The sequence below is a fragment of the Metabacillus kandeliae genome (genome assembly GCF_021166585.1).
GTDB lineage: Bacteria > Bacillota > Bacilli > Bacillales > Bacillaceae > Metabacillus_B > Metabacillus_B kandeliae.
On record NZ_JAJOZE010000005.1, the window covers coordinates 23,053 to 44,603 of the forward strand.

22 protein-coding genes are annotated in these 21,551 nt (G+C 43.9%); 13 read left to right on the top strand and 9 right to left on the bottom strand.

Features of this window, described 5'->3' with window-relative positions; all coding sequences use genetic code 11:
- Positions 1 to 224: 224 nt before the first annotated feature.
- A complete protein-coding gene (locus LRR81_RS12780; protein ID WP_231789764.1) occupies positions 225 to 920 on the bottom strand; it encodes a VanZ family protein in 696 nt (231 codons plus the stop codon).
- Positions 921 to 1,063: 143 nt separating this feature from the next.
- Between LRR81_RS12780 and LRR81_RS12785 the strand changes: the two genes are divergently transcribed.
- Positions 1,064 to 1,402, top strand: coding sequence for a hypothetical protein (locus LRR81_RS12785; RefSeq protein WP_231789765.1), 339 nt, complete (start codon positions 1,064 to 1,066; stop codon positions 1,400 to 1,402).
- Positions 1,403 to 1,452: 50 nt separating this feature from the next.
- Here LRR81_RS12785 and LRR81_RS12790 read toward each other — a convergent pair whose 3' ends face one another.
- Positions 1,453 to 2,433, bottom strand: coding sequence for an SDR family NAD(P)-dependent oxidoreductase (locus LRR81_RS12790; protein ID WP_231789766.1), 981 nt, complete (start codon positions 2,431 to 2,433; stop codon positions 1,453 to 1,455).
- A 90-nt stretch (positions 2,434 to 2,523) separates the two neighbouring features.
- Between LRR81_RS12790 and LRR81_RS12795 the strand changes: the two genes are divergently transcribed.
- Positions 2,524 to 2,910, top strand: coding sequence for a MerR family transcriptional regulator (locus LRR81_RS12795; protein ID WP_231789767.1), 387 nt, complete (start codon positions 2,524 to 2,526; stop codon positions 2,908 to 2,910).
- Positions 2,911 to 3,044: 134 nt separating this feature from the next.
- On the opposite strand, the gene LRR81_RS12800 is transcribed toward LRR81_RS12795, so the two are convergent.
- Positions 3,045 to 4,838: an NTTRR-F1 domain gene (locus LRR81_RS12800; RefSeq protein ID WP_231789768.1), complete on the bottom strand. Its 1,794-nt coding sequence runs from the start codon at positions 4,836 to 4,838 to the stop codon at positions 3,045 to 3,047.
- A 172-nt stretch (positions 4,839 to 5,010) separates the two neighbouring features.
- Positions 5,011 to 5,466 (bottom strand): DinB family protein, encoded by a 456-nt coding sequence (locus LRR81_RS12805; protein WP_231789769.1) that lies wholly within the window; start codon positions 5,464 to 5,466, stop codon positions 5,011 to 5,013.
- 91 nt (positions 5,467 to 5,557) lie between these two features.
- Between LRR81_RS12805 and LRR81_RS12810 the strand changes: the two genes are divergently transcribed.
- From LRR81_RS12810 to LRR81_RS12820, 3 genes are all read left to right on the top strand, one after another.
- Positions 5,558 to 5,746 (top strand): DUF1272 domain-containing protein, encoded by a 189-nt coding sequence (locus LRR81_RS12810; RefSeq protein WP_231789770.1) that lies wholly within the window; start codon positions 5,558 to 5,560, stop codon positions 5,744 to 5,746.
- A gap of 55 nt (positions 5,747 to 5,801) precedes the next feature.
- A complete protein-coding gene (locus LRR81_RS12815; RefSeq protein WP_231789771.1) occupies positions 5,802 to 7,037 on the top strand; it encodes an aminopeptidase in 1,236 nt (411 codons plus the stop codon).
- 761 nt (positions 7,038 to 7,798) lie between these two features.
- Complete coding sequence (locus LRR81_RS12820) at positions 7,799 to 8,305, top strand: hypothetical protein (RefSeq protein ID WP_231789772.1); 507 nt, start codon at positions 7,799 to 7,801, stop codon at positions 8,303 to 8,305.
- Between the two features lie 148 nt (positions 8,306 to 8,453).
- Here LRR81_RS12820 and LRR81_RS12825 read toward each other — a convergent pair whose 3' ends face one another.
- Both LRR81_RS12825 and LRR81_RS12830 read right to left on the bottom strand, forming a co-directional pair.
- Positions 8,454 to 9,092, bottom strand: a complete 639-nt coding sequence (locus LRR81_RS12825; protein WP_231789773.1) for a DUF4179 domain-containing protein — start codon at positions 9,090 to 9,092, stop codon at positions 8,454 to 8,456.
- A complete protein-coding gene (locus LRR81_RS12830) occupies positions 9,082 to 9,582 on the bottom strand; it encodes an RNA polymerase sigma factor (RefSeq protein WP_331716340.1) in 501 nt (166 codons plus the stop codon). The genes LRR81_RS12825 and LRR81_RS12830 overlap by 11 nt, the downstream gene beginning before the upstream one ends.
- Before the next feature lie 125 nt (positions 9,583 to 9,707).
- On the opposite strand from LRR81_RS12830, the gene uxuA reads away from it, so the two are divergent.
- The 6 genes from uxuA to LRR81_RS12860 all read left to right on the top strand — a co-directional run bounded on the left by uxuA (position 9,708) and on the right by LRR81_RS12860 (position 15,459).
- The gene (uxuA, locus tag LRR81_RS12835; RefSeq protein ID WP_231789775.1) at positions 9,708 to 10,784 is read left to right on the top strand and encodes a mannonate dehydratase; all 1,077 of its coding nucleotides are present in this window, start codon (positions 9,708 to 9,710) and stop codon (positions 10,782 to 10,784) included.
- Entirely contained in the window at positions 10,768 to 11,604 is an 837-nt protein-coding gene (locus LRR81_RS12840; protein ID WP_231789914.1) for an SDR family oxidoreductase, read from the top strand. The genes uxuA and LRR81_RS12840 overlap by 17 nt, the downstream gene beginning before the upstream one ends.
- 138 nt (positions 11,605 to 11,742) lie before the next feature.
- Positions 11,743 to 11,991: a hypothetical protein gene (locus LRR81_RS12845; protein ID WP_231789776.1), complete on the top strand. Its 249-nt coding sequence runs from the start codon at positions 11,743 to 11,745 to the stop codon at positions 11,989 to 11,991.
- 185 nt (positions 11,992 to 12,176) lie between these two features.
- On the top strand, positions 12,177 to 12,899 hold the full coding sequence (locus LRR81_RS12850; RefSeq protein WP_231789777.1) for a hypothetical protein: 723 nt from the start codon (positions 12,177 to 12,179) through the stop codon (positions 12,897 to 12,899).
- Between the two features lie 423 nt (positions 12,900 to 13,322).
- Positions 13,323 to 15,218: a PrkA family serine protein kinase gene (locus LRR81_RS12855; protein ID WP_231789778.1), complete on the top strand. Its 1,896-nt coding sequence runs from the start codon at positions 13,323 to 13,325 to the stop codon at positions 15,216 to 15,218.
- Between the two features lie 88 nt (positions 15,219 to 15,306).
- Complete coding sequence (locus LRR81_RS12860) at positions 15,307 to 15,459, top strand: hypothetical protein (protein WP_231789779.1); 153 nt, start codon at positions 15,307 to 15,309, stop codon at positions 15,457 to 15,459.
- Between the two features lie 800 nt (positions 15,460 to 16,259).
- Here the strand turns inward: LRR81_RS12860 and LRR81_RS12865 are convergent.
- Positions 16,260 to 17,099 carry an SDR family oxidoreductase gene (locus LRR81_RS12865; protein ID WP_231789780.1) on the bottom strand — a complete coding sequence of 280 codons (840 nt, stop codon included), beginning with the start codon at positions 17,097 to 17,099 and terminating at the stop codon, positions 16,260 to 16,262.
- Positions 17,100 to 17,420: 321 nt separating this feature from the next.
- Between LRR81_RS12865 and yhbH the strand changes: the two genes are divergently transcribed.
- Positions 17,421 to 18,590: a sporulation protein YhbH gene (gene yhbH, locus LRR81_RS12870; RefSeq protein ID WP_231789781.1), complete on the top strand. Its 1,170-nt coding sequence runs from the start codon at positions 17,421 to 17,423 to the stop codon at positions 18,588 to 18,590.
- A gap of 149 nt (positions 18,591 to 18,739) precedes the next feature.
- Positions 18,740 to 19,624, top strand: coding sequence for a hypothetical protein (locus tag LRR81_RS12875; RefSeq protein ID WP_231789782.1), 885 nt, complete (start codon positions 18,740 to 18,742; stop codon positions 19,622 to 19,624).
- Positions 19,625 to 19,692: 68 nt separating this feature from the next.
- On the opposite strand, the gene LRR81_RS12880 is transcribed toward LRR81_RS12875, so the two are convergent.
- Entirely contained in the window at positions 19,693 to 21,222 is a 1,530-nt protein-coding gene (locus LRR81_RS12880) for a solute symporter family protein (RefSeq protein WP_231789783.1), read from the bottom strand.
- Positions 21,223 to 21,546, bottom strand: coding sequence for a DUF485 domain-containing protein (locus LRR81_RS12885; RefSeq protein ID WP_231789784.1), 324 nt, complete (start codon positions 21,544 to 21,546; stop codon positions 21,223 to 21,225).
- Positions 21,547 to 21,551 lie beyond the last annotated feature (5 nt).

Here is a 21,551-nt window from a genome sequence, read left to right on the forward strand (position 1 = left end):
GTATGATGTCTTATGGAATGATTGGAATAGTGCAACGGGTGACACTGGCCACTTATGCTATGCAAAAAAGGGCGGCCAATCCGCGTATGATGTGTCATGTGGCACTGGTCCTTAATATTGAGAATTTCTTCAATAAGTAGCCAAACTAAAAACAGTCTGAGTTAGCAAGCTCAGGCTGAGAAGGATAAAATCATTTATGATTTTATCCTTCTCTTTTTAGTATCTTAGCTTTTCATATGAGTGGAAGTTCTCAAATTCTTTGTCTTCATTTTTGAAGTCGAACGGATTAGCAGCAAGCATAGGTATTTAGAAAACAAATACCCAATAGACCCTCCAACAGTGTTTAACAGCAAATCATCAACATCAAAGGCTCTGTTTCTAGGATAATCACTATATTTCCCATCGATATAAGAGTAAAAATATTGAAGAGATTCGATGCACAAAGTAACACAGATGATAACTAACATAGCAGGAATGAATTTCCTGAAACGAGGAGAAAGAATAACCAAAAACACTGCCAGCGGAAATAATAGTAAAATGTTGCCGTATATGTTTTCTGGTGTGATGGAACCTCTAATTGTACCTAACAAAGTAAGATTGACTTGTGGGGAGGTTTGCTGTTCCAGACTTAGCATATTTCCAGCGAAAATCTCCCTGTATGGAAAATATCCTAGTGTATAAAACCATAAACAGAATAAATACATGCAGAAAACAGACAATACCATCGTTTGGAATAAGGATATTTTCTTCAGCTTTCTATAGCTTATAACCGCTAGAAAAATAAAGGGAATCAGATTAAGGAACATTTCTAGTAAAGTAAGAGCATCTGGAATTGCATATAGGATGTTATACTTCATCAAAGAATAATAGAATGCCAGGAATAAGAGCGGTGTAAAGAGGATGAACCTTTTCATAATCATGGAATGAGTCTCCTTATTTTAAATAATTTTTTCTTTTTTATTTTTCCCATACCTTCTTTGAATAAATGAGAAGAAATGAAACCTTCTTCTTCAAACTGCGTCTATTGGTTAAAGAGGAGGTGGGAAATATTAGAAAATATCTCATGCTGATATTTATTTTACTCGCAGGCTGCAGTCCGCACAATGGGGAAAAAACGGCCGTAAGCGCAAGTTTTCCTCATGAAAGACAGCTGAGCTATCACGGCATCACTTATGTGGCTGACCCTGATGAAAAAATCACAGAGGTTGAAAGAAAAATAGGCAGCATTAAAAAGTATACAGACGAAGAAACAAAGGCTGATAAAGAAAATTCCTCTTCGTGGTACAAAGAAGGTACCAGCCTTTATAAAATTAAAAATGTTGAGATAGAGAATGGAATAGCTGTTGAGGAGAAGCGAGGTTTGTTTGTAAAAGCCGTTCCGATTGCGTTATACAAGAAATAAAAAACTAAATGCCTATCCTCAATGGATAAGGCATTTGGTTTTTCTTCTCATCAAGAATATGGATTAAATTCCCTTCCAGTCAGCACTTCACTTAGTTTCCACAATTGTTTCGCATACTCAGGATCGATCGCCCAAGGACGCACCCCATTCCCTTTTAAGCTGTCAGCTGGAACTGCTTCTGCAATATTACAATCCTCGCAATAGACGCCGCCCATGCCGTTAAGCTCTTGGCTTACTGCACACCAGACAGAGGTGGCTGCTCCTTGTTCAATTGTTTTGAATGCATCATGGCGGTTATCAGCTTTTTTCTCATTACCATCAAGTTGTTTTGGTGTGGCCTTATTTTCTTCATTAAATCTGCCTATACCCGTTGAGGGGATTAAGCCTGGATGAACCGAGAAAGCCCGAACATCGCAATCTTTCCCCAATCGGTCCAATTCAGCGGCAAAGAGAATATTGGCTGACTTTGACTGTGCGTATGCCTTCCATTTGTCATACTCTACTCTCTCAAAGTTTGGATCCTCGAAATGAACGCCTCCCAAACGGTGAGCTCTCGAGGAGACAGACACAACTCTTGCTCTTTTGGCATTTTTTAAGGCCGGCCAAAGCCTTGCAGTCAACTGAAAGTGTCCGAGATGATTGGTCGAAAATTGAGCTTCATAACCCCTGTGATCCCGCATCAGCGGTGAAGCCATGATGCCTCCGCTATTGATCAGAATATCTAATTGATAGTGAGAGTTTAAAAATTTTTCAGCAAAACGGTCAATTGAAGATGGATCCATTAAATCCAATGTCTCTGCCGTTATATTTTGAATCTGGCCAATGGCTTTAACAGCTTTCTCTATATTCCTGGCTGGTACAATAACTTCTGCTCCGGCTTCTGCCAATACCCTGGCTGTCTCCAGCCCGATACCTGAATAACCTCCAGTAACGATTGCCGTTTTTCCATCTAAGTTTATATTTCCTATTACATCTTTAGCGGTGTTAGAAAAACCATATTGCGATTGAATCGGTTTTTGTAATGTACTCATCTTTTAATCTCCCCTTCTTTTATAACATTGTGTTTAGTTTATTTATTAGAGTACACTCTAAGTCAATAAGTAATTTTCTGGAGGATAAAGATGAGCTACACCATTAAACGTGTTTCTGAAATATGCCATATTTCACCATATACTTTGAGATATTATGAAAAAGAGGGGCTTCTGCCTCCTATCCAACGCGACAACAACGGCAATCGCCTCTATACCGATGATGATTTAGGAATGATTCAAATCATAAGATGCATGAAGGCCACAGGGATGACAATTGCCTACATAAAAAATTATATTGGTCTTTCCTCTATTCAAGAGCGGCGTATAATAATGACAGAACAAAAACAACTGATTGAAGAGGAATTAAAAAAGTACTCCGAACTTCTTGAAACAGTAAATGCAAAGCTCGATTATTATGATGAAAAGATACCAAAAGAAACATTAAAAAAAATATTGGACAAAAAAAGCAAGAAATAAAATTTCAGGAAATGTTGCAGGAGTGAAGAGAATAGTTTCCCCTTCCATTGAAAGCGAGGCTGTTCAATTGCTGATGATCTTCAATTGAAAAAGCCTGGATGTTAAAAACCCAGGCTTTTTCCGCAAATATAATTTTAAGGGTTGACTCCTGCGCCTCTAGGGAAGAAGCCAACAGGAATTGTAGCGATAATGCTATTGGATAGGCCATCAATAACTGACACATTGTTGCTGTTAAAGTTTGTTACATAAATGCGGTTTATTACTGGATTGACTCCAACACCGTTTGAGGCGCTTCCGGCAGGGACTGTAGCAATAACGCTATTGGTGCTGCCGTCAATGACCGAGACATTGTCGCTGCTGGTGTTCGCGACATAGATGAGATTTGTTGACGGATTAACGCCAACCCCCTCTGGTGCAGCTCCTACAGCTACTGTAGCAATGACGCTATTGTTAGCGCCATTAATGACAGATACGTTGTTGCTGCCTTCATTTGCTGCATAAATGAGATTAGTAGCAGGATTGACACCTATTCCGGATGGCAGAAAGCCGACAGGAACAGTTGCGATGACGATATTGGCCGCACCATCAAGAACTGAAACACTATTGCCTCCTTGATTGGTTATATAGATGCGATTCGTTACAGGATTGGCAGCTGCTCCTACTGGACTAGGACCAACTTGAACCGTACCAATGATGCTGTTGGTTGTTCCGTCAATGACCGATACGTAGGAAGCACCTTGGTTTGCTATATAAATGAGGTTGGAAGCAGCATTGACGGCAGCTCCATTAGGTAATTCTCCTACAGTTATTGTAGCAATGACGGTGTTCGAAAAGCCGTTAATGACTGACACATCGCCGCCTGCCTGGTTTGTTACATAAATGCGGTTCGTTGCAGAATTGACGGCTGCTTGCAGCGGAGCACTGCCAGCAGGAATGGTAGCAACGATACTATTAGAAGCTCCATCAATCACCGAAACATTTTGACTGCCAGAGTTTACAACATAGATACGGTTTGCTGCAGTAGATCCTGTTGCCCCAGTAACCCCGGTAGCCCCAGTAGCGCCAGTTGCGCCAATACCTCCGGTAGCCCCGGTATCTCCAGTAGAACCTGTTGCTCCAGTAACCCCGGTAGCCCCAGTAGCCCCGGTGGCTCCAGTTGCGCCAGTACCTCCGGTAGCCCCGGTATCTCCAGTAGAACCAGTTGCTCCAGTGTTACCAGTACCTCCAGAATTGCCGGTAGTCCCAGTAGCTCCTGTAGATCCTGTGACGCCGGTAAGCCCAGTAGCTCCACTAGCGCCAGTAAATCCAGTTTCCCCGGTAGCACCTGTTGAACCAGTTGGACCAGTGGCTCCAGTAAGACCTGTACCTCCAGTACCTCCAGTTTCCCCGGTACCTCCAGTTTCCCCGGTAACTCCAGTGGCACCAGTAGCCCCAGTCGGACCAGTTATTCCGAATGAAAGGGAGCTTAATAAAGCTACATCATCAACTAGTACATCTGCCGACCCTGCTTGAGGAAGAGTATTAATTAAAATAAAAGCCTGCGCTGCATTCGCAGGTGCCTGGGCAGCCGTATGATAGATTTCCAGCCAAATTAGGTTGGCTACAGACGGTATTCTATTTGCTAGGATATCTATGAAAATACCTTCCCCGAGCACGTTTGATGAACTGTCTAAATAGACAACCTGTATTTGGACAGGAGGCGATGGGGCTGTTCCGACCTTAGCTAAAGAAACAAGAACCTCAAAGCTTTGACTGGGAGGGATAGCGGCGATTTGATTTATATAGGAAACAACATTTCCTCCCTGCAATTGGGCAGAGTAGATATAAGAATGTGAATATTGATTAGTAATAGCCGCATTCTGAGACACCCAAGGGGGAAAAGTGCCGGTCTCAAAGCCGCCATTTATAACATGATTTTGGATGCTCATAGAAAGAAGCCATCCTTTCAGTTAAGTTTAGTTAGCTTATCCATCTATTCTATGAAATTGACATGGGGACGCCACGGCTATTGTTAAATTGCTTAAAAAGAAAAAAACAGCGGGATCGGGTCCGCTGCTTTCGTCCTTTTCTATTTGATTTAAGAGATAATCATCCGAGTTTCTAGCGAACTTTTCCTAAAAGGAAACGATGCATTTGGCGCAAATGATGCGCATCATGCTCAATAAAAATCTCCGCAAACGAAGCAGGCATGAAAGAAACAGATTCCCCTTCAATTTGAAAGCTCATCTCAGGGTCCAAACTGTCCATTTTTTCAGCAAACTCTTTTCTCGTTCTGATAAAAGCATCCATCACTACCTCGGCAGAAGCAAATTTGTTTATGTACTGGATGCCTTCTGCATTATGAGCATCAAGATCCGGAAATGGCGGCAGCGCTGCACCATCGACCATTTTTGGCACCATGACTTCAAGATTGAATTTGTCCCAATAGAAGAGGTGTCCGACGATCTCGCGGATGGACCATTTATTGGTTTCGAGCGGCTCTGTCAGCAGCTTCTCCGGCTGGCTTTTCATTTCTGCCATTTCTGGCAGGATGGCCAGCAGCTGATTTGTTGTCATATGTACGCCTCCGATTCGAATTTACTAGTTTCCTAAGTTGCATTATACTAATAAAAAACAAATTTTAACAATCAGCAAAGGGGAGCTAGCGATGGGTTTAGAGATGAGGAACGAATGTGAAAAATGCCATGCAGGTTTGAAAGATGATTCGCTTGCTTACATATGCACGCATGAATGCACGTTTTGTGCTGATTGCACAGAGAGCATGAATAATGTGTGCCCGAATTGCGGCGGAGAGCTTGTGAGGAGACCGAAGAAGGGGAAGGCTGCAGTCTCTTAAACTGTTAGCCGGATTCCTATTTATAGTAAGATGAACTTAAGGGAGGGATTGTAAAATGAAAACATTTGGTGAAAAAGTAGATGCGTATGCAGAGCTGGTTGTAAAAATAGGCTTGAACATCCAGGAGGGTCAGCGCCTTGTGATCAATTCACCGATTGAGGCAGCAGTATTCACGCGCAAAGTAACAGAGCATGCCTATGCAAACGGCTGTAAACGTGTGTTTGTTGAATGGACGGATACGGTTACAAACCGCATTCACTTAAACAATGCCTCTGAGGAAGTACTGAAGGATAACTTGCCGCAATGGGATCTTGATAAATATGACAGCCTCATTGAAAACCATGATTGTTATCTAATGGTCACAGGCAGCGATCCAAGCGCTTATAAAGACGTAGCTCCAGAGCGGCTTTTACTCGTTCAGCAAAACTCCGGTGAACGCCTTCAAGCCTTTTCAAAAGCTCGATTAAATGGAGAAGTTCCCTGGGTTATCGCAGGTGCTCCTACGGCAGGCTGGGCGAAAAGTGTCTTTCCAGAGAAAAATGAAAACGATGCCATCGCTGCATTATGGGACGCAATTTTTCAAACGGTCCGTGCAGACCAAGAAGATCCGGTTTCAGCATGGGAAGAGCATGGTGAAACATTAAAAGAAAAAGTCACATACCTTAACGAACAGCGTTTTAAAACGCTTCATTACAAATCTGAAGGTACGGATCTAAGCATTGATCTTCATCCTGACCATACATGGATCGGCGGAGGACATCACTCCACATTCGGTACTTCTTACATACCCAACTTGCCGACAGAAGAGGTATTCACCACACCTCTGAAAAATGGCGTCAACGGTACAGTAAAAAGCAAGAAACCATTATCCGCCATGGGAAATCTTATTGAAAACTTCAGCCTGACCTTTAAAGAGGGAAAAGTAGTCGATGTGCAAGCCGAGAAAGGCTATGAGACGTTAAAACAGCTGTTAAATATTGATGAAGGCATGAATTATCTAGGTGAAGTAGCACTGGTTCCTCATGATTCCCCAATCTCGAACTCAGGGATCATCTTTAACAATACCCTCTATGATGAGAATGCTTCCTGTCATTTAGCGATCGGTACAGCCATTACCATGACGGTGGCGGGTGCAGAAAAATTAAGCAAAGAAGAGCTTGTCGAAAAAGGGATTAACCAAAGCAATGGGCATACTGATTTCATGATTGGTTCTGCTGACCTTACTATTGAAGCAGAGTATCAGGACGGGAAACGGATTCCGTTATTCCGTGATGGGAACTGGGCGATTTAATGATAAAAGCAAGGACATGTCATGTGAAGGGGAAAGTCACAAAATTTTACTGCTTTTCTGGCTTCCCGTTTCTATCGCTTGTCAGATAAAATTATGAAAAACCTGGATTTGAATGAATCCAGGTTTTTCTTTCAAGACGCTTTCTGTAGAAAATATAGCAATTTGATATTTTGAAACGACTAATTCAAATTGGTAATCCTAGTTTTGTATTTTAAGAATTCTAATTCAAAAATCCAAAAAATAATAGAACCTGCAAAAAAGTAAATCAATACTAGCAAAAAAGCGTATAAATTTAAAAGGTTTTGGGTGGAAAGGTATATAGAAAAGAACATAAACAAACCTATACCTGTAGCAACATGTAGGAATAAAGATGTTTTCCTCCTAGATGTACTACGTCGTTTTTTTGATATAAAATCTGATAGAAGTGAACAGGGGATCAAGATCAAGATTATTAAGGGCACAGCAAATATGAAGCTATAATAAAATGAATATATAATATTTGGATATCTGATATTAGGGTTAATCATGGATGAAAAGATCATTATAAGAGTAAAAATTATATAAACTCCCAAGGATCCAACTAATTTACTCATGTTTTCTCCTTTTTCCTGTTAATAGGTAAACGATGTTTTGGAAGCACTCTAAAGACTCATTGTACTTCACCCTACCCAAATATATCATAAACCACAACACGGTTCTCTCGCTTTTGAAGCAAGAGAACTGTCCCAATGCTTCCTACCCAAATATTAAAGGAGTTTAACTTGAAAAACAAAATAGAAAAAGAACTTAACCAAATAACCGGATTGCCGCTATCTGAAATTGACAGATCTCTTGACATGGCTGTGTTTAAATTTGGGAAGATGACTTATGGAAAGGACAAATGGGGAAATGAGACAAGGGCAGGGGAATTTGCTCTGCACGTTCAATGCAGCTGGAGAATTTTATATGATAATAAAATTTTGATTGGTTCCAGTGATATGTATCTGCCCAGAAGCAGCTGGAGTGAAGAAGAGGATTTTGATTGGGAAGAAAAGGGTGCTAGCAGATTTGATGAACAAATTGAGCAGCTTCCTTTGTCTTCATTCAAGGTTCTAAAATCGGAGGCCGATCAGGTTGGAGGACTGAGAATTTATTTGTCTGGAAGTGCTAGGATAGAGGTTTTTCCCAATGACTCGTATGATGAGGAATTTTGGAGGTTTTTTGTACCAGGAGATCTCCGCTCTCATCTAGTAGTTACTGGTGCAGGGATAGAAGATGGTGACGAATAACACTTATACTTAATGGGAGGTATCCATGCTTAATGGAAAAAGAAATTTCTCTCTCGCTAAGTCATGTAAACCACAGGAACGGTTCTCCTGCTTCTGAAGCAGGAGAACCGTCCCCATGCTTCCACCGCTTTTTTGGACTTACGTTTATTTATTTTTCAGCAGAATCTCCATCCCCAGCTCCTTTGCTGACTTGAATCGGAAAGTGGAGTTTTTGTTTAGCATTAAAAACAAGTGTGGCAATCCCCTTCTGATCCCTGATTTCTGCCGGAAGATCATATGTCCTCACTCCCGCGTATTCGTGCGGCTGGATAACCGCCCCAGACCCGCTGCCGCCACCGCTAAACTTTTTCCCATTGATATATAAAGCAGACTTGCTGAAAATGAGTTCATCCTCTTTCTGGTAATTGGCAATGTGATATCCTAAAAATAACCTGGCCCCGTCATACACGACATCTGTGAGCTGAAAAGTCGATTTCCCAATGGTTACGAACTGATTGGTTTTATGGGATAGCTCTTGTTTTTCCGCTTGCTGCAATCCTTGGTCACCAAACGAAGCAAAGATGGCGCTGATCACTGGCAGGGATTTCAGCTTATGGGCAAAAGCAGGAGAAAAAGAGGAAGCGAAGAATAAAGAGAGCACGATGACAGCAGATAATACAGCGGGAATCATACGCGACTTTGCTTTGCGTTTTTCTTCTTTTACTTCTTTTACACCAAGAATAGCCCGTTCATGAATGTTTCCGGGGAGAGGGATTTCATTCAAGTTTTCTCTGATTTTATGATTCACAGCGGTCTCCCTCCTCAAATCCCAGCCGAAGTTTGTCTAAGGCCCGGTAGCAAAGGGATTTTGCCGCTCCAGGCGAAATGTTCAGGAAGTCCGATATCTCCTGAAAGGTATAGTTTTGGTAGTGTTTTAACAGGACAATGCTTTTTTCGATTTCATTTAATGTGTTGATGATTTCCTGCAACGTTAGGGAAAATTCATTTTCTGCAGAGGGTATGTTCTCGTATTCCTTCTTTAAATGGACGATTTTTCGTTTGTTTTTCAATAGATTCATAGTACAGTTTATCGTAATTTTGATCAGCCATGTTTTCGTATTTTCCGGCTGTTTTAGCGTATGTATGTTGCTGAATGATTGATAGGCTGTTTCCTGCACAATATCCAGCGCTTCTTCTTTGTTTTTCACGTACACATAAGCCATCCGGTACAGATCTTCCTCATATTTCTGAAAAATTTTCAGAAACGCTTGATCATTCCCTTTCTGGGCTTTTTTCACAAGGCGCAGAATGGTGATTCCCCCTCTCAGATTTTGGCTTCTACTTATTAGACAAAATGAAGCTTGATTTAGCTTCAGATTTTGGGAAAATATTTTAATTTTTTTTATAAAACAGGAGGGATCTTATGAACATGACCTTTCGGTGGTACGGAAGGGGAAATGACACGGTCACGCTTGAGCAGGTGAAGCAGATACCAGGTGTAAAGGGAATCGTATGGGCGCTGCATGAGAAGGCGGCTGGCGAGGTTTGGAAAAAAGAAGAGATCGTGCGGGAAGTTGAGTACATTGAATCGATGGGCTTTCATGCAGAGGTCGTGGAAAGTGTTAATGTGCATGAATCCATCAAGCTCGGCAATGAAGAGAGCAAGATGTACATCGAGAACTATAAAGAGAGCATCCGCAATCTTGGGGAATTTGGAGTAAAGGTGATTTGCTACAACTTTATGCCGATTTTTGATTGGACAAGAACCGATATGCATCATCCGCTGCCGGATGGATCGACAGCGCTGTTTTTTGAAAAAGTGAAGATTGAGAGGCTGGATCCAAGAGAGCTTGTTCGCGAAGTCAGTGAAGCTTCCAATCTGACGCTGCCTGGGTGGGAGCCTGAAAAATTAGCGCGAATCGGCGAACTGTTTGAGGCCTATAAAGAGATCAATGAAGAAAAGCTGTGGAACCATCTGGAGGAATTTTTGCAGGAAATTCTGCCTGTTGCAGAGGCTTCGGGCATTCAAATGGCGATTCATCCGGACGATCCGCCGTGGTCCATCTTTGGATTGCCGCGAATTATCACAGGACCAGAAAGCTATGAACGGCTCCGTAAGATCTCGGATTCTCCTTCTAATGGAATTACAATGTGTACAGGCTCGATGGGAGCGAACCCTGAAAATGATATGACAGCTATTGCAAAGAAATATGCCGGCATGGCACCGTTTTCCCATATCCGGAATGTGAAGATTTTTGAGAATGGCGATTTTGCTGAGACGTCCCATTACACAGAGGATGGCAGCATCGATATCAGGGGAGTTGTGAAAGCGCTCTATCAGCAAGATTATACCGGATACGTAAGACCGGATCACGGACGGCATATTTGGGGTGAAAAGTGCCGTCCCGGATACGGGCTTTATGACAGGGCACTTGGCATCATGTATCTGCATGGGCTTTGGGATGCCTACAAAGCGATGGAGGATGAGCGGAATGCATGAAGCATTGAAGGGGAAAACAGCGGTGATTACGGGCGGAAGCGGTGTACTTTGTTCGGAAATGGCACGGGAGCTTGCGCGGCACGGGATGAAAATTGCGATCATGAACCGGACGGCGGAAAAAGGAAAGCAGGTAGCGGATGAGATAAGGCATGCGGGGGGAGAGGCAACTGCCTATGCCGCCAATGTTCTGGATAGGGAGTCACTTACCAAAGCAAAGGAAGAGATTATAGAAACTTTCGGTTCAGTAGATCTGCTCATTAATGGAGCAGGGGGCAATCATCCGGATGCGGTCACAGATCATGAAGTGTTTGAATCGGTCCCAGGAGGCAAGTCGTTCTTCGATTTAGATGAGCACGGGTTTACGACGGTTTTTGCGACAAATTTTACAGGCTCGTTTTTGGCGTCCCAAGTATTCGGAAAGGCTCTGCTTGATGCAGAATCGCCGTCTATTATTAATTTGTCGTCAATGAGCGCCTACTCGCCGATGACAAAGGTGCCGGCGTACAGTGCGGCAAAAGCCTCGATCAACAATTTCACGATGTGGATGGCGGTTCATTTTGCCGAAACAGGCCTGCGCGTAAATGCCATTGCACCCGGTTTCTTTCTAACGGATCAGAACCGCAGCCTGCTCACAAATGAGGACGGAAGCTATACGGCCCGTTCTGAAAAAATACTTGCTGGAACGCCGATGAAGCGGTTCGGTAAGCCGGAGGATCTGCTCGGGACGCTGCTTTGGCTTGCCGATCCGGCTTATTCTGGATTTGTGACTGGGATAACGGTCCCGGTGGATGGCGGGTTTATGGCTTATTCGGGGGTTTAAGGCTACAGGAATGCCAATCTGCTCCAAGGAACGGGGGCCTTTTCATTGAATTTTCAGCCTTTTGAATCATGGATTATGAATTGGAGATATTATACAGTTATAATACACAAAGAATTTCCTTAAATTAGGAGAGGTGAAATGGGAAATACAAAAAAGCTGAAACATAGAAATATTGTTGCTGGTATAACAGGGCCCTATTTTATTCTTATGACTGCCATTAGTATGAGAAATCCTCAAATAAATTTAGTATGGTTTCTTGCGGCAACACTCTTGTATATTGGCGTAGTTTACTCAGTATTTTATACTGGGAAAAAATACAAAATGGCTGGCTATCTTTCACTGGCATTAACGGTTGTAACTGCCATATGGGCGCTAATTATAGATTGAAATTTCACAAATGTCATTTGCTTCAAAGATTCAGGCTCCTTACCATTAAAATGAAAAGTATTAATTAATAGAAACGGAAATCAACAGCCAATTTAACAGAACCTTATTTTAAAAAGGGACAAGTGTACAAGCAGATTCCCACCCCCGTTAATATCTTTAACTATAACTTTCGGGGGTGAAAAGGTTTGGCTATTATTAATCGAGGACAAGTTGTTGGGGTTTCGTACAGGGCTGAAAGCGGCGCTTCTTGCAGGGGAGCCTATTGCGTCCATAACGGCAGGCTTGTCGGAGGAATCCTCAGTATTACATCAACAACGATCCGGGTCTCCACAACGGTCAATACAAATGCCCTGCAAAATTACAGGGGCATCATTCTCAGCCACTTGGCAGTCAACCAATCAGGAGCGATTACACAGCAATTTCTTTATTTTTCAAGAAGCCAATTGCAGGTTGTGCCGAGCAAGCCGAACATAAGAGTGACCCCTTATGCCGGTTTCGGGCTGCCTGGGTGCACAACAGAGAATCACTATAATGACCCGATCAGAGTTTACCCTGGCGAAGGAGTTGGAATTCGCTATTTTGATACTGCAACCGGCCGCTGGAACATTGGGAACGGCCGATATTTGTACTGGCGGGGTGCAGCAAACCGCTGCATTCTCAATCAGAACACCAATCTACCAGCGCTGAGACAAATTTATTATTCTCATTATGTGCTGACAGACACCCAGGGAACGATTGCTGCAAGAAAAAGAAATATTGGTCCAGCTACAGGGCAAACGAATATTTTTGTTCAAAAATTGAGGATTCCTTCAAATGGGGAAATCATCAGGATGCGGCGGACCTTCAGGCGGGTTTATAACCCGAGGAGTGCAGCGTTTTTCCGTCCTCGGACGATTGTGTATGTGTAAGAATAGCTGATCGAAGCTTGAAGGCTGCGGTTCCATTTTCTTCATTATTAAATCTCTTTATATGAAAAAAGCAGCCCTCCATCCAGAAGGCTGCTTTTTATCCTTTTTTCTTTCTGAGACCCGGCTTGTCATCGTAGCCAGCCGTTAAAATGGATACTAAGAAAGTAAAGCATACTGCCAATATGAGAAATACAGTCATTTCCAATCCCCCAATGCCGGCTTATTTGCTTGCCCTTAAAGAATGTGCCGGGTCAAGCCCGGACTCGCTTCAGTTAGACTCATTATAAACGATCTTGTAAGCGCTGTGAATCTTCTTTTCCATTTATTTTCAAATATCGCGAACTTGTTCAAAGCATTCGAAAAGGAGCATGTAACCCTGTGTCCTCTCATAGATTGTATAAATGCAAGTTAGAGGAGGTCCTTATGGATATCTTAAAGAAAATTGAAATGTTCAGAGAAGATGAAGCACGCTTACAGTGGGAAGGTACCTTCACCGATTATCTCGAAATCCTGAAAACAACACCATGGGTAGCGCAATCCGCACACTCGCGCGTATACAATATGATCAAAGATCAAGGCATTGATGAAGTCAACGGCGTAAAGAAGTACTCATTCTTTGACAAGCAGCTGTTTGGACTTGAGGAACCGCTGGAGCGCTTAGTGGAAGAATATTTTCATCCTGCAGCAAAGCGGCTGGACGTCAGAAAACGGATCCTGCTGTTAATGGGTCCTGTCAGCGGCGGGAAATCGACGCTTGTGACAATGCTGAAAAGAGGGCTTGAAAAATACACTCATACCGAAAAAGGCGCCGTGTATGCGATTAAGGGCTGCCCGATGCATGAGGATCCGCTTCATTTAATTCCCCATCATTTAAGGGAAGATTTCCATAAGGAATATGGCATTCGCATTGAAGGAAACCTGTCGCCGCTCAATATGATGCGCCTTGAAAAGGAATACGGCGGCCGGATTGAAGATGTTCAAATTGAACGCGTCTTTTTTTCCGAAGACAAACGGACAGGGATTGGAACGTTCAGCCCGTCTGATCCGAAATCACAGGACATTGCCGATTTGACCGGAAGCATTGACTTTTCAACGATTGCCGAATACGGATCGGAATCTGATCCGCGTGCGTACCGCTTTGACGGGGAGCTGAACAAAGCGAACCGGGGGATGATGGAGTTCCAGGAGATGCTGAAATGTGATGAGAAATTCCTGTGGCATTTGCTGTCGCTGACACAGGAAGGAAATTTTAAAGCGGGACGGTTCGCGTTAATCTCAGCTGATGAGCTAATCGTGGCGCATACCAACGAAACGGAGTATCGCTCGTTTATTTCCAATAAAAAGAACGAAGCCCTGCACTCACGGATCATTGTGATGCCGATTCCGTATAATCTAAGAGTTTCAGAGGAAGAACGCATTTATCAAAAAATGATTTCTGAAAGTGATGTGTCAGATGTCCACATTGCCCCTCATACAATGAAGGTTGCAGCAACATTCGTTATTTTGACGCGCCTGAAGGAAGCGAAGCGTGCGGACATAGATTTAGTCAAAAAGATGAGGCTCTATGACGGGGAAAGCGTTGAAGGATATAACACAGTGGATCTCGAGGAATTGAAGAAGGAATACCAGGATGAAGGCATGAGCGGCATTGACCCGCGCTATGTTATCAACCGGATTTCTTCTACGATTATCCGAAAAGAAACGCCTTCCATCAATGCTCTTGATGTGCTGCGTTCTCTGAAGGAAGGCCTTGATCAGCATCCGTCCATTTCCAATGAAGACCGCGAGCGTTATTTGAACTTCATCTCTGTTGCGAGAAAAGAGTACGATGATATTGCCAAAAAAGAAGTCCAAAAAGCGTTTGTGTATTCTTATGAAGAATCGGCGAAGACATTGATGGATAACTATCTGGATAACGTTGAAGCTTACTGCAACAAAAACAAGCTCCGCGATCCGCTGACAGGCGAAGAAATGAATCCGGATGAAAAACTGATGCGTTCCATTGAAGAGCAGATCGGCATTTCGGAAAACGCCAAGAAAGCTTTCCGCGAAGAAATATTGATCCGGATTTCCGCCTATGCAAGAAAAGGCAAGCGCTTTGACTATAATTCGCACGAGCGTCTGCGTGAAGCAATTCAGAAGAAGCTGTTTGCTGATTTGAAGGATGTTGTGAAAATCACCACTTCCTCCAAAACGCCTGATGAGCAGCAGCTGAAAAAGATCAATGAAGTAGTGGCACGCTTGATAGATGAGCACGGCTACAACTCAACCTCTGCCAATGAACTGCTGCGCTATGTAGGAAGCCTCTTGAACAGATAACAGACTAAACCGGGCGTAAAAGCCCGGTTTTGTTTATTCTCCGGTGAATCGGGAAAATATAGTGTAAGAACATCGGAGGTGATGCGTTATGTCAGAAGATAATTTCAGAGAAAAAAACGAGAAGCTTAAAGAGAACGAAAAAGACAGTGATTATACGCAGCAGGCTGAGCATATGAAAACGGATCAAAAAGTAAAGCGTGTCAGCGAAAGCGAACGCAGAGCGGACCGCGAGAAAGAATAAGAATGAAGAGCCCCTTCCGGTAATCGGGAGGGGCTTTGTACTGGAATAAACTTATTGCCAGGCGAAAAGAAAGCCGGCTTTTTATTCATTATTGCTTTGGAATTGGTTTCCGGTAATTAAAAGAGAGGTCGCCGATATATCGAGGGAAGTGCTCGATATAATGGAAAGTTCGCTGATATATGAGGAAAAGTGCTCGATATATTTTGAAATCCGCCGATATCCCGCTCTGATCCGCTGATAACAAGCTTCAATCCGCCGATATCAGAAATCTGGGTGTCGCCAGTCAATTAGTTAGAGCTCAAAATTCAATTTTTACCGCTGAAAACCCATTTTCCGAAGAGCCGGTTACATTAAGAGCAGTTTCCCGCTGTTCAAAAAGAGAGGTCGCCGATATATCGGGAAAAGTGCTCGATATAAAGGAAAGTTCGCCGATATATGAGAGAAAGTGGTCGATATATTTTGGAATCCGCTGATATATGTACTCGATCCGCCGATATCAGAAATCTGGGTGTCGCCAGTCAATTAGTTAGAGCTCAAAATTCAATTTTCACCGCTGAAAACCCATTTTTCGAAGAGCCGGTTACATCAAGTGCCGCTTCCCGCTGTTCAAAAAGAAAGGTCGCCGTTATATCAAAAGAAGTGCTCGATATAATGGAAAGTTCGCTGATATATCAGGAAAAGTGCTCGATATATTTTGAAATCCGCCGATATCCCGCTCTGATTCGCTGATAACAAGCTTCAATCCGCCGATATCTGAAATAGAAGCGGTCTTTGTAATAAGGCCACACTAGGTTTCAATTTCAAAAACCCAGCTTCTTCATCACAGCCGCTTCCCATTTCTTCCACGGAATCACTTTTTTTAGAAGAATGGCTGCTTTTACTCCTTTTCCTATGGGAAACCGTAGTTCCTTCAATCTGTCACGCTCACATAGGTCAGCGAGGAGCTTGACGACGTCCATTGGATCGCCATGGTTCTTACTGCCGCGTTCCATTTCTTTTTCAATCGCTGTCATATAGCCAAAGTAGGGAGAGGCTTCATCCAAGGAAGCGTCAGCGACTTTTTTGCCGGTTGTCCATATGTTTGTTGAGAAGGAGCCGGGTTCGATCAGGGCAACGTCGATGCCGAATGGCTTCATCTCGAGCCTTAGGCTTTCACTGTAGCCTTCCAGTGCATGCTTGGAAGATACATAGGGTGAGAGTCCGGGGAACCCGATGAGCCCGCTGATGCTTGACATGTTCAGGATTTTTCCGCTTCTTTGCGCTCGCATTATCGGCAGTACGGCCTGTGTCACAGCCATTACACCGAAGAAATTGGTTTCAAACTGCTCTCTATATTCTTCGATTGAGATTTCCTCGCTGAACCCGCCTGCTGCAAAGCCTGCATTGTTGATCAGCACGTCCACTCTGTCTATGCCCTGCAGGTATTCTTTCAATGAAGCGATCGAATCCGCTGAAGCAACATCAAGCTGATGCAGCAAAACCTGACTTCCCGCATCCTTTTCCTCAGCAAGCTTTATCAGTTCCTTTGCTTTATCTAAAGTTCGCATTGTGGCCATCACACGGTGCCCTCTTGCAGCAAGCTCCACTGCGGCGAGCATGCCGAACCCGCTTGATGCGCCTGTTATTAGAATGGTTTTCATGGAATCCTCCGTCCCTGTTTCTTCTATTAGAATAACAGGCTTCTGTAAAAAAATAATCCCCTAAAACAGGGCTTGTCCCTTCTATAGGGGACTTGTCTATTTTCTCTCGGCTCAGCCCATTTTTCGAAATTATTTGTCAATTATCCTTAGCTGGCGCATAGGATAGAGTAATCTCTAAAAAAGAGTCACCGGTAAATAATCACTCAACTTTACTTTATGCATGAATGCGCCATTATGTGTATCTTTTTTAAAAATTTTTCAGAAAACGATTCCGATGGATCTTGGATAAAAAATAATAAAAAGTTTGGAGGGGAATGGGATATGTCTAAAGGAAATGGTGAAAACTTTGTCATTTCAAATGAAGATTGGTCCCTCCACCGTAAAGGTCATGATGATCAAGTACGGCACCAGGAAAAGGTTCAGGAGGCAATCAAAAGCAATTTGCCTGATTTGATTACGGAAGAAAGCATTGTCATGTCAAATGGAAAGAGCATTGTGAAGATACCGATCCGTTCATTGGATGAATATAAAATCCGCTATAACTATGACAAGAACAAGCACGTCGGCCAAGGGGACGGGGAGAGCAAGGTCGGGGATGTTGTAGCCCGTGACGGAGGCTCGCCGCAGCAGGGCCCTGGAAAAGGCCAGGGGGCAGGAGACCAGGCAGGCGAGGATTATTTTGAAGCAGAGGTAAGCATGATGGAGCTTGAGGAGGCGCTCTTTAAGGAGCTTGAGCTGCCGAACCTTGAGCGGAAGGAATTGGACCAGAATACAGTAGAAAACATTGAATTCAATGATATCCGCAAGACCGGGCTGATGGGGAACATTGATAAAAAGCGGACGATGATGACAGCCTTTAAACGGAATTCCATGATGGGAAAACCGGCTTTTCATCCGATCTATCCGGAGGATTTGAAGTTCAAAACGTGGAACGAGGTTGAGAAGCCGGATTCTAAAGCAGTGGTACTGGCTATGATGGATACGAGCGGTTCCATGGGGATTTGGGAAAAGTATATGGCGCGCAGCTTCTTTTTCTGGATGACCCGCTTTCTCCGCACGAAATACAAAACAGTTGAGATTGAGTTTATCGCTCATCATACAGAGGCAAAGGTTGTCCCAGAGGAGGATTTCTTCTCAAAAGGAGAAAGCGGCGGAACGATCTGCTCCTCCGTCTACCGGAAAGCACTCGACCTGATCGGGGAAAAGTATCAGCCATCCCGCTTTAATATTTATCCGTTCCACTTCTCAGATGGAGACAATTTAACCTCTGACAACGCCCGCTGCGTGAAGCTCGTAGAGGAGCTGGTGAAGGTATCCAGTATGTTCGGCTACGGGGAAGTGAATCAATACAACCGCCACTCCACCTTAATGTCTGCCTATAAAAATATTGAACATGAGAAGTTCCGCTACTACATCCTTAAGCAAAAATCCGATGTATTCCATGCGATGAAGACGTTTTTTAAAAAGGAAGAGAATAAGATTCTGGCATAAAAAAGGGCGGCTGCCGAGAACAGCCGCCCTTTTAATCTGATAAAATCCTCTTTTTGATCAGAAGGTTTGTCCACACTGATTCTTTTTTGAAACATAAAATATAGGGAAGTATACTTCAGCTAAAAATTTAATAGAATGGGAGTCATGCCATGAGCTGTGGATGCAATCCGTGCAACTGCTGCTGCTGTGCTTCTAATCTCATAGAGGTGCGTGTTTTCGGGTTTAATGAATCCGGCTTTACCTATGTGATTTCGCGCGGCGGTGAACAGCTGGAGCGTGCAGTTTCTTTTAGTGCCATAGGGTTTAATTTTATTCCAAACTTCCCGTTTATTGATGTCCGCACGATTTCAGGATCTGTTCGCCGGGATGGTTCAATTATTTCTGGCACAGGTGATTTTACCGTTGAACATGTTCCGGGAACAGGAACGTACAATGTTATTTTCACGAGAAAGTTCTCCATTGTTATGCCGAACGAAGAGCCGAATGTTCAAGTAATTCCTGATGCCGGCTTCAGTGCACCAGGAGCAGGAGAAGCTGCTGCTTATATTACAGGCAGAATTTCGGCTGAAGGCAATGTGGAAAGCGGGACAAAGCTGCCTGATGGCAGGTTTGCCTTTACGGTTGAAAAAAATCCGAATCTTCCAGGGTATTACACGGTCCGCTTTAGACCTGAACTGCAGGTGACCCTGCTGATTCCGGCAGGATTGCAGGTTCAAGTTTTTGATTTCTTGAGAGGTCCTGCCTGCAGCTGCTGTGCCTGCTGCTGTGCTGGAGACGAACCGATTAGCCAGGGTGCTGCATCTTTTGACGTCACGGCGGAAGGCTTTTCATACAGAACGTTTGTCGAAACGTTCACAGGTCGGATTTACACTGATCTGCCTGTCACATTTGCAGCCATCGTTAATGTGCGGCAGAACGTTCCACAGGCAAATGCTCTCAGGGCTTCTGAAATAACCGCTGAGCTTATGAAATTGGGACAAGGTGCCTGGAGCCTGACGGAGAATACCCTTAAGTCCATTTTGAAAAAAGGCTGAGCTTAAAGCAAGGAATGACAGAAGAGCCGGATGCTTCAGGCATCCGGCTTTTTCTGTGCGGCATAAAATTACTTCAGCCCAGTATTCGCCCGCACCAAAATCTCATCAAACTTCTGCACATCTTCTTTTTTCCTGGACAGCACAGTTCCGGCCCAGGCCCCTATAAAGCCGAGAGGGATGGAGATGATACCGGGGTTTGCCAGGTCAATGAGCGGAGTGCCGACAAGGATGGCTTTTCCGGCTTCAGGAGCCCAAATATTCGGGCTTACGGCAACAAGAATGAGCGAGCTGATCAGCCCTGTCAGCATCCCTGCTACAGCTCCTGAGGTATTGAAACGCTTCCAAAAAATCGTAAATAAAATGATCGGCAGGTTGGCACTCGCTGCAACGGCAAACGCCAGGGAAACGAGGAAGGCAACATTCATTTGCTGTGCAAACAAGGCAAGAAGGATGGACAGGACGGAAACACCGATTGATGCCCATCTTGCTGCAGCGACCTGCTGTTTTTCGGTTGCTTTTCCTTTTTTTAGAATATGGCCGTAAAAATCATGGGCAAAGGCGGAAGCGGCTGACAGAACAAGGCCTGCTACGACAGCCAGTATGGTGGCAAAGGCAACAGCTGAAACAAAGGCAAACAGGAACTCGCCGCCGAGAGATTTGGCAAGAAGCGGAGCGGCCATATTGCCTGCCGCGTTTGCGGCAACAATTTGGTCATAGCCGACAAAAGCGGCAGCACCGAAGCCAAGGAAAATGGTCAGGATATAGAAGACGCCGATAATCCATGTGGCATACACGACAGATTTTCTTGCTGTCACAGCATCCTTCACGGTGAAAAACCGGATCAGAATATGAGGAAGTCCGGCCGTTCCAAGAACAAGCGCCAAGTTTAAAGAGATATTATCAAGGGGATTTGTGAATTTGTTTCCGGGATTCAGGAAGCCCTCTGCAAGAGGTGTGGCTGTTTTCATGCTTTCGAACATCGTGAAAATATTAAACTGAAACTTGGCCAGCACCATGATGGAAATAATGAACGTGCCGATCATAAGAAGAACTGCTTTGACAATCTGCACCCAGCTTGTGGCAGTCATACCGCCGAAGACAACATACACCGTCATAAGGACCCCGACGATGAGCACGGAATAAATATAGTCCAGGCCGAGCAGAAGGTGAATAAGTGCTCCTGCGCCGACAAGCTGAGCAATCATGTAAAAAATCGAGATCACGATCGTGTTCAGTGCCGCAATGCCTCTGACTTTTTTCTGGTCAAAGCGGGCGGCGATCATATCAGCCAATGTATATTTTCCAAGGTTCCTGAGCGGTTCAGCGACAATGTAGAGCACAACGAGGTAAGCAACGAGAAAACCGATGCTGTAGAAAAAGCCGTCAAAGCCTGACAGGGCAATCATACCAGCTATGCCGAGGAACGAAGCGGCTGACATGTAATCTCCCGCTATCGCCCAGCCGTTCTGCAAGCCTGATAAACTAGAGTCAGCTGTATAAAAATCACTGGTTGTTTTCGTCCTTTTTGAGGCGAAATAGGTGATGACTAACGTCAAAGCCACAATAATCAAAAACAGCACAAAGGCGAGTACATTCATCTAAGAGACCTCCCTGCTGCCGCCGGCTTCAGCAGCAATACCTTCAACGATCTTGTCAAATTCAGCAGCCTTTTTTGAATACAGCGTGCATAATACCCATGTCATAATAAACTGGGCGAAGGCAAAGATCCATGCCCAGCTGACAGGCCCGATGGCTGGATGGTTTAAAAACGTAAAATAAGAGGTCATGACAGGCAGGGCAAAGTAAAAAATGAGAAAAAACAAGGAGGCTGGCAAAATGAAACGGCGTTTTTTGCTGAGCAGTGTTTTAAACGACTGAGACTGAGCAATGGCGGAATAATCGACAGTTGGCTTTTCTTTCATGTGAA

Excerpts from the sequence above, each read along its gene's own strand:
- LRR81_RS12800 (WP_231789768.1), bottom strand. The coding sequence starts at position 4,838 with ATGAGCATCCAAAATCATGTTATAAATGGCGGCTTTGAGACCGGCACT.
- LRR81_RS12805 (WP_231789769.1), bottom strand. The coding sequence starts at position 5,466 with ATGACAACAAATCAGCTGCTGGCCATCCTGCCAGAAATGGCAGAAATG.
- LRR81_RS12810 (WP_231789770.1), top strand. The coding sequence starts at position 5,558 with ATGGGTTTAGAGATGAGGAACGAATGTGAAAAATGCCATGCAGGTTTG.
- LRR81_RS12880 (WP_231789783.1), bottom strand. The coding sequence starts at position 21,222 with ATGAATGTACTCGCCTTTGTGCTGTTTTTGATTATTGTGGCTTTGACG.
- LRR81_RS12855 (WP_231789778.1), top strand. The coding sequence starts at position 13,323 with ATGGATATCTTAAAGAAAATTGAAATGTTCAGAGAAGATGAAGCACGC.
- LRR81_RS12875 (WP_231789782.1), top strand. The coding sequence starts at position 18,740 with ATGAGCTGTGGATGCAATCCGTGCAACTGCTGCTGCTGTGCTTCTAAT.
- LRR81_RS12785 (WP_231789765.1), top strand. The coding sequence starts at position 1,064 with ATGCTGATATTTATTTTACTCGCAGGCTGCAGTCCGCACAATGGGGAA.
- LRR81_RS12845 (WP_231789776.1), top strand. The coding sequence starts at position 11,743 with ATGGGAAATACAAAAAAGCTGAAACATAGAAATATTGTTGCTGGTATA.
- uxuA (WP_231789775.1), top strand. The coding sequence starts at position 9,708 with ATGAACATGACCTTTCGGTGGTACGGAAGGGGAAATGACACGGTCACG.
- LRR81_RS12860 (WP_231789779.1), top strand. The coding sequence starts at position 15,307 with ATGTCAGAAGATAATTTCAGAGAAAAAAACGAGAAGCTTAAAGAGAAC.
- LRR81_RS12865 (WP_231789780.1), bottom strand. The coding sequence starts at position 17,099 with ATGAAAACCATTCTAATAACAGGCGCATCAAGCGGGTTCGGCATGCTC.
- LRR81_RS12795 (WP_231789767.1), top strand. The coding sequence starts at position 2,524 with ATGAGCTACACCATTAAACGTGTTTCTGAAATATGCCATATTTCACCA.
- LRR81_RS12815 (WP_231789771.1), top strand. The coding sequence starts at position 5,802 with ATGAAAACATTTGGTGAAAAAGTAGATGCGTATGCAGAGCTGGTTGTA.
- LRR81_RS12840 (WP_231789914.1), top strand. The coding sequence starts at position 10,768 with ATGAGCGGAATGCATGAAGCATTGAAGGGGAAAACAGCGGTGATTACG.
- LRR81_RS12885 (WP_231789784.1), bottom strand. The coding sequence starts at position 21,546 with ATGAAAGAAAAGCCAACTGTCGATTATTCCGCCATTGCTCAGTCTCAG.
- yhbH (WP_231789781.1), top strand. The coding sequence starts at position 17,421 with ATGTCTAAAGGAAATGGTGAAAACTTTGTCATTTCAAATGAAGATTGG.
- LRR81_RS12780 (WP_231789764.1), bottom strand. The coding sequence starts at position 920 with ATGATTATGAAAAGGTTCATCCTCTTTACACCGCTCTTATTCCTGGCA.
- LRR81_RS12790 (WP_231789766.1), bottom strand. The coding sequence starts at position 2,433 with ATGAGTACATTACAAAAACCGATTCAATCGCAATATGGTTTTTCTAAC.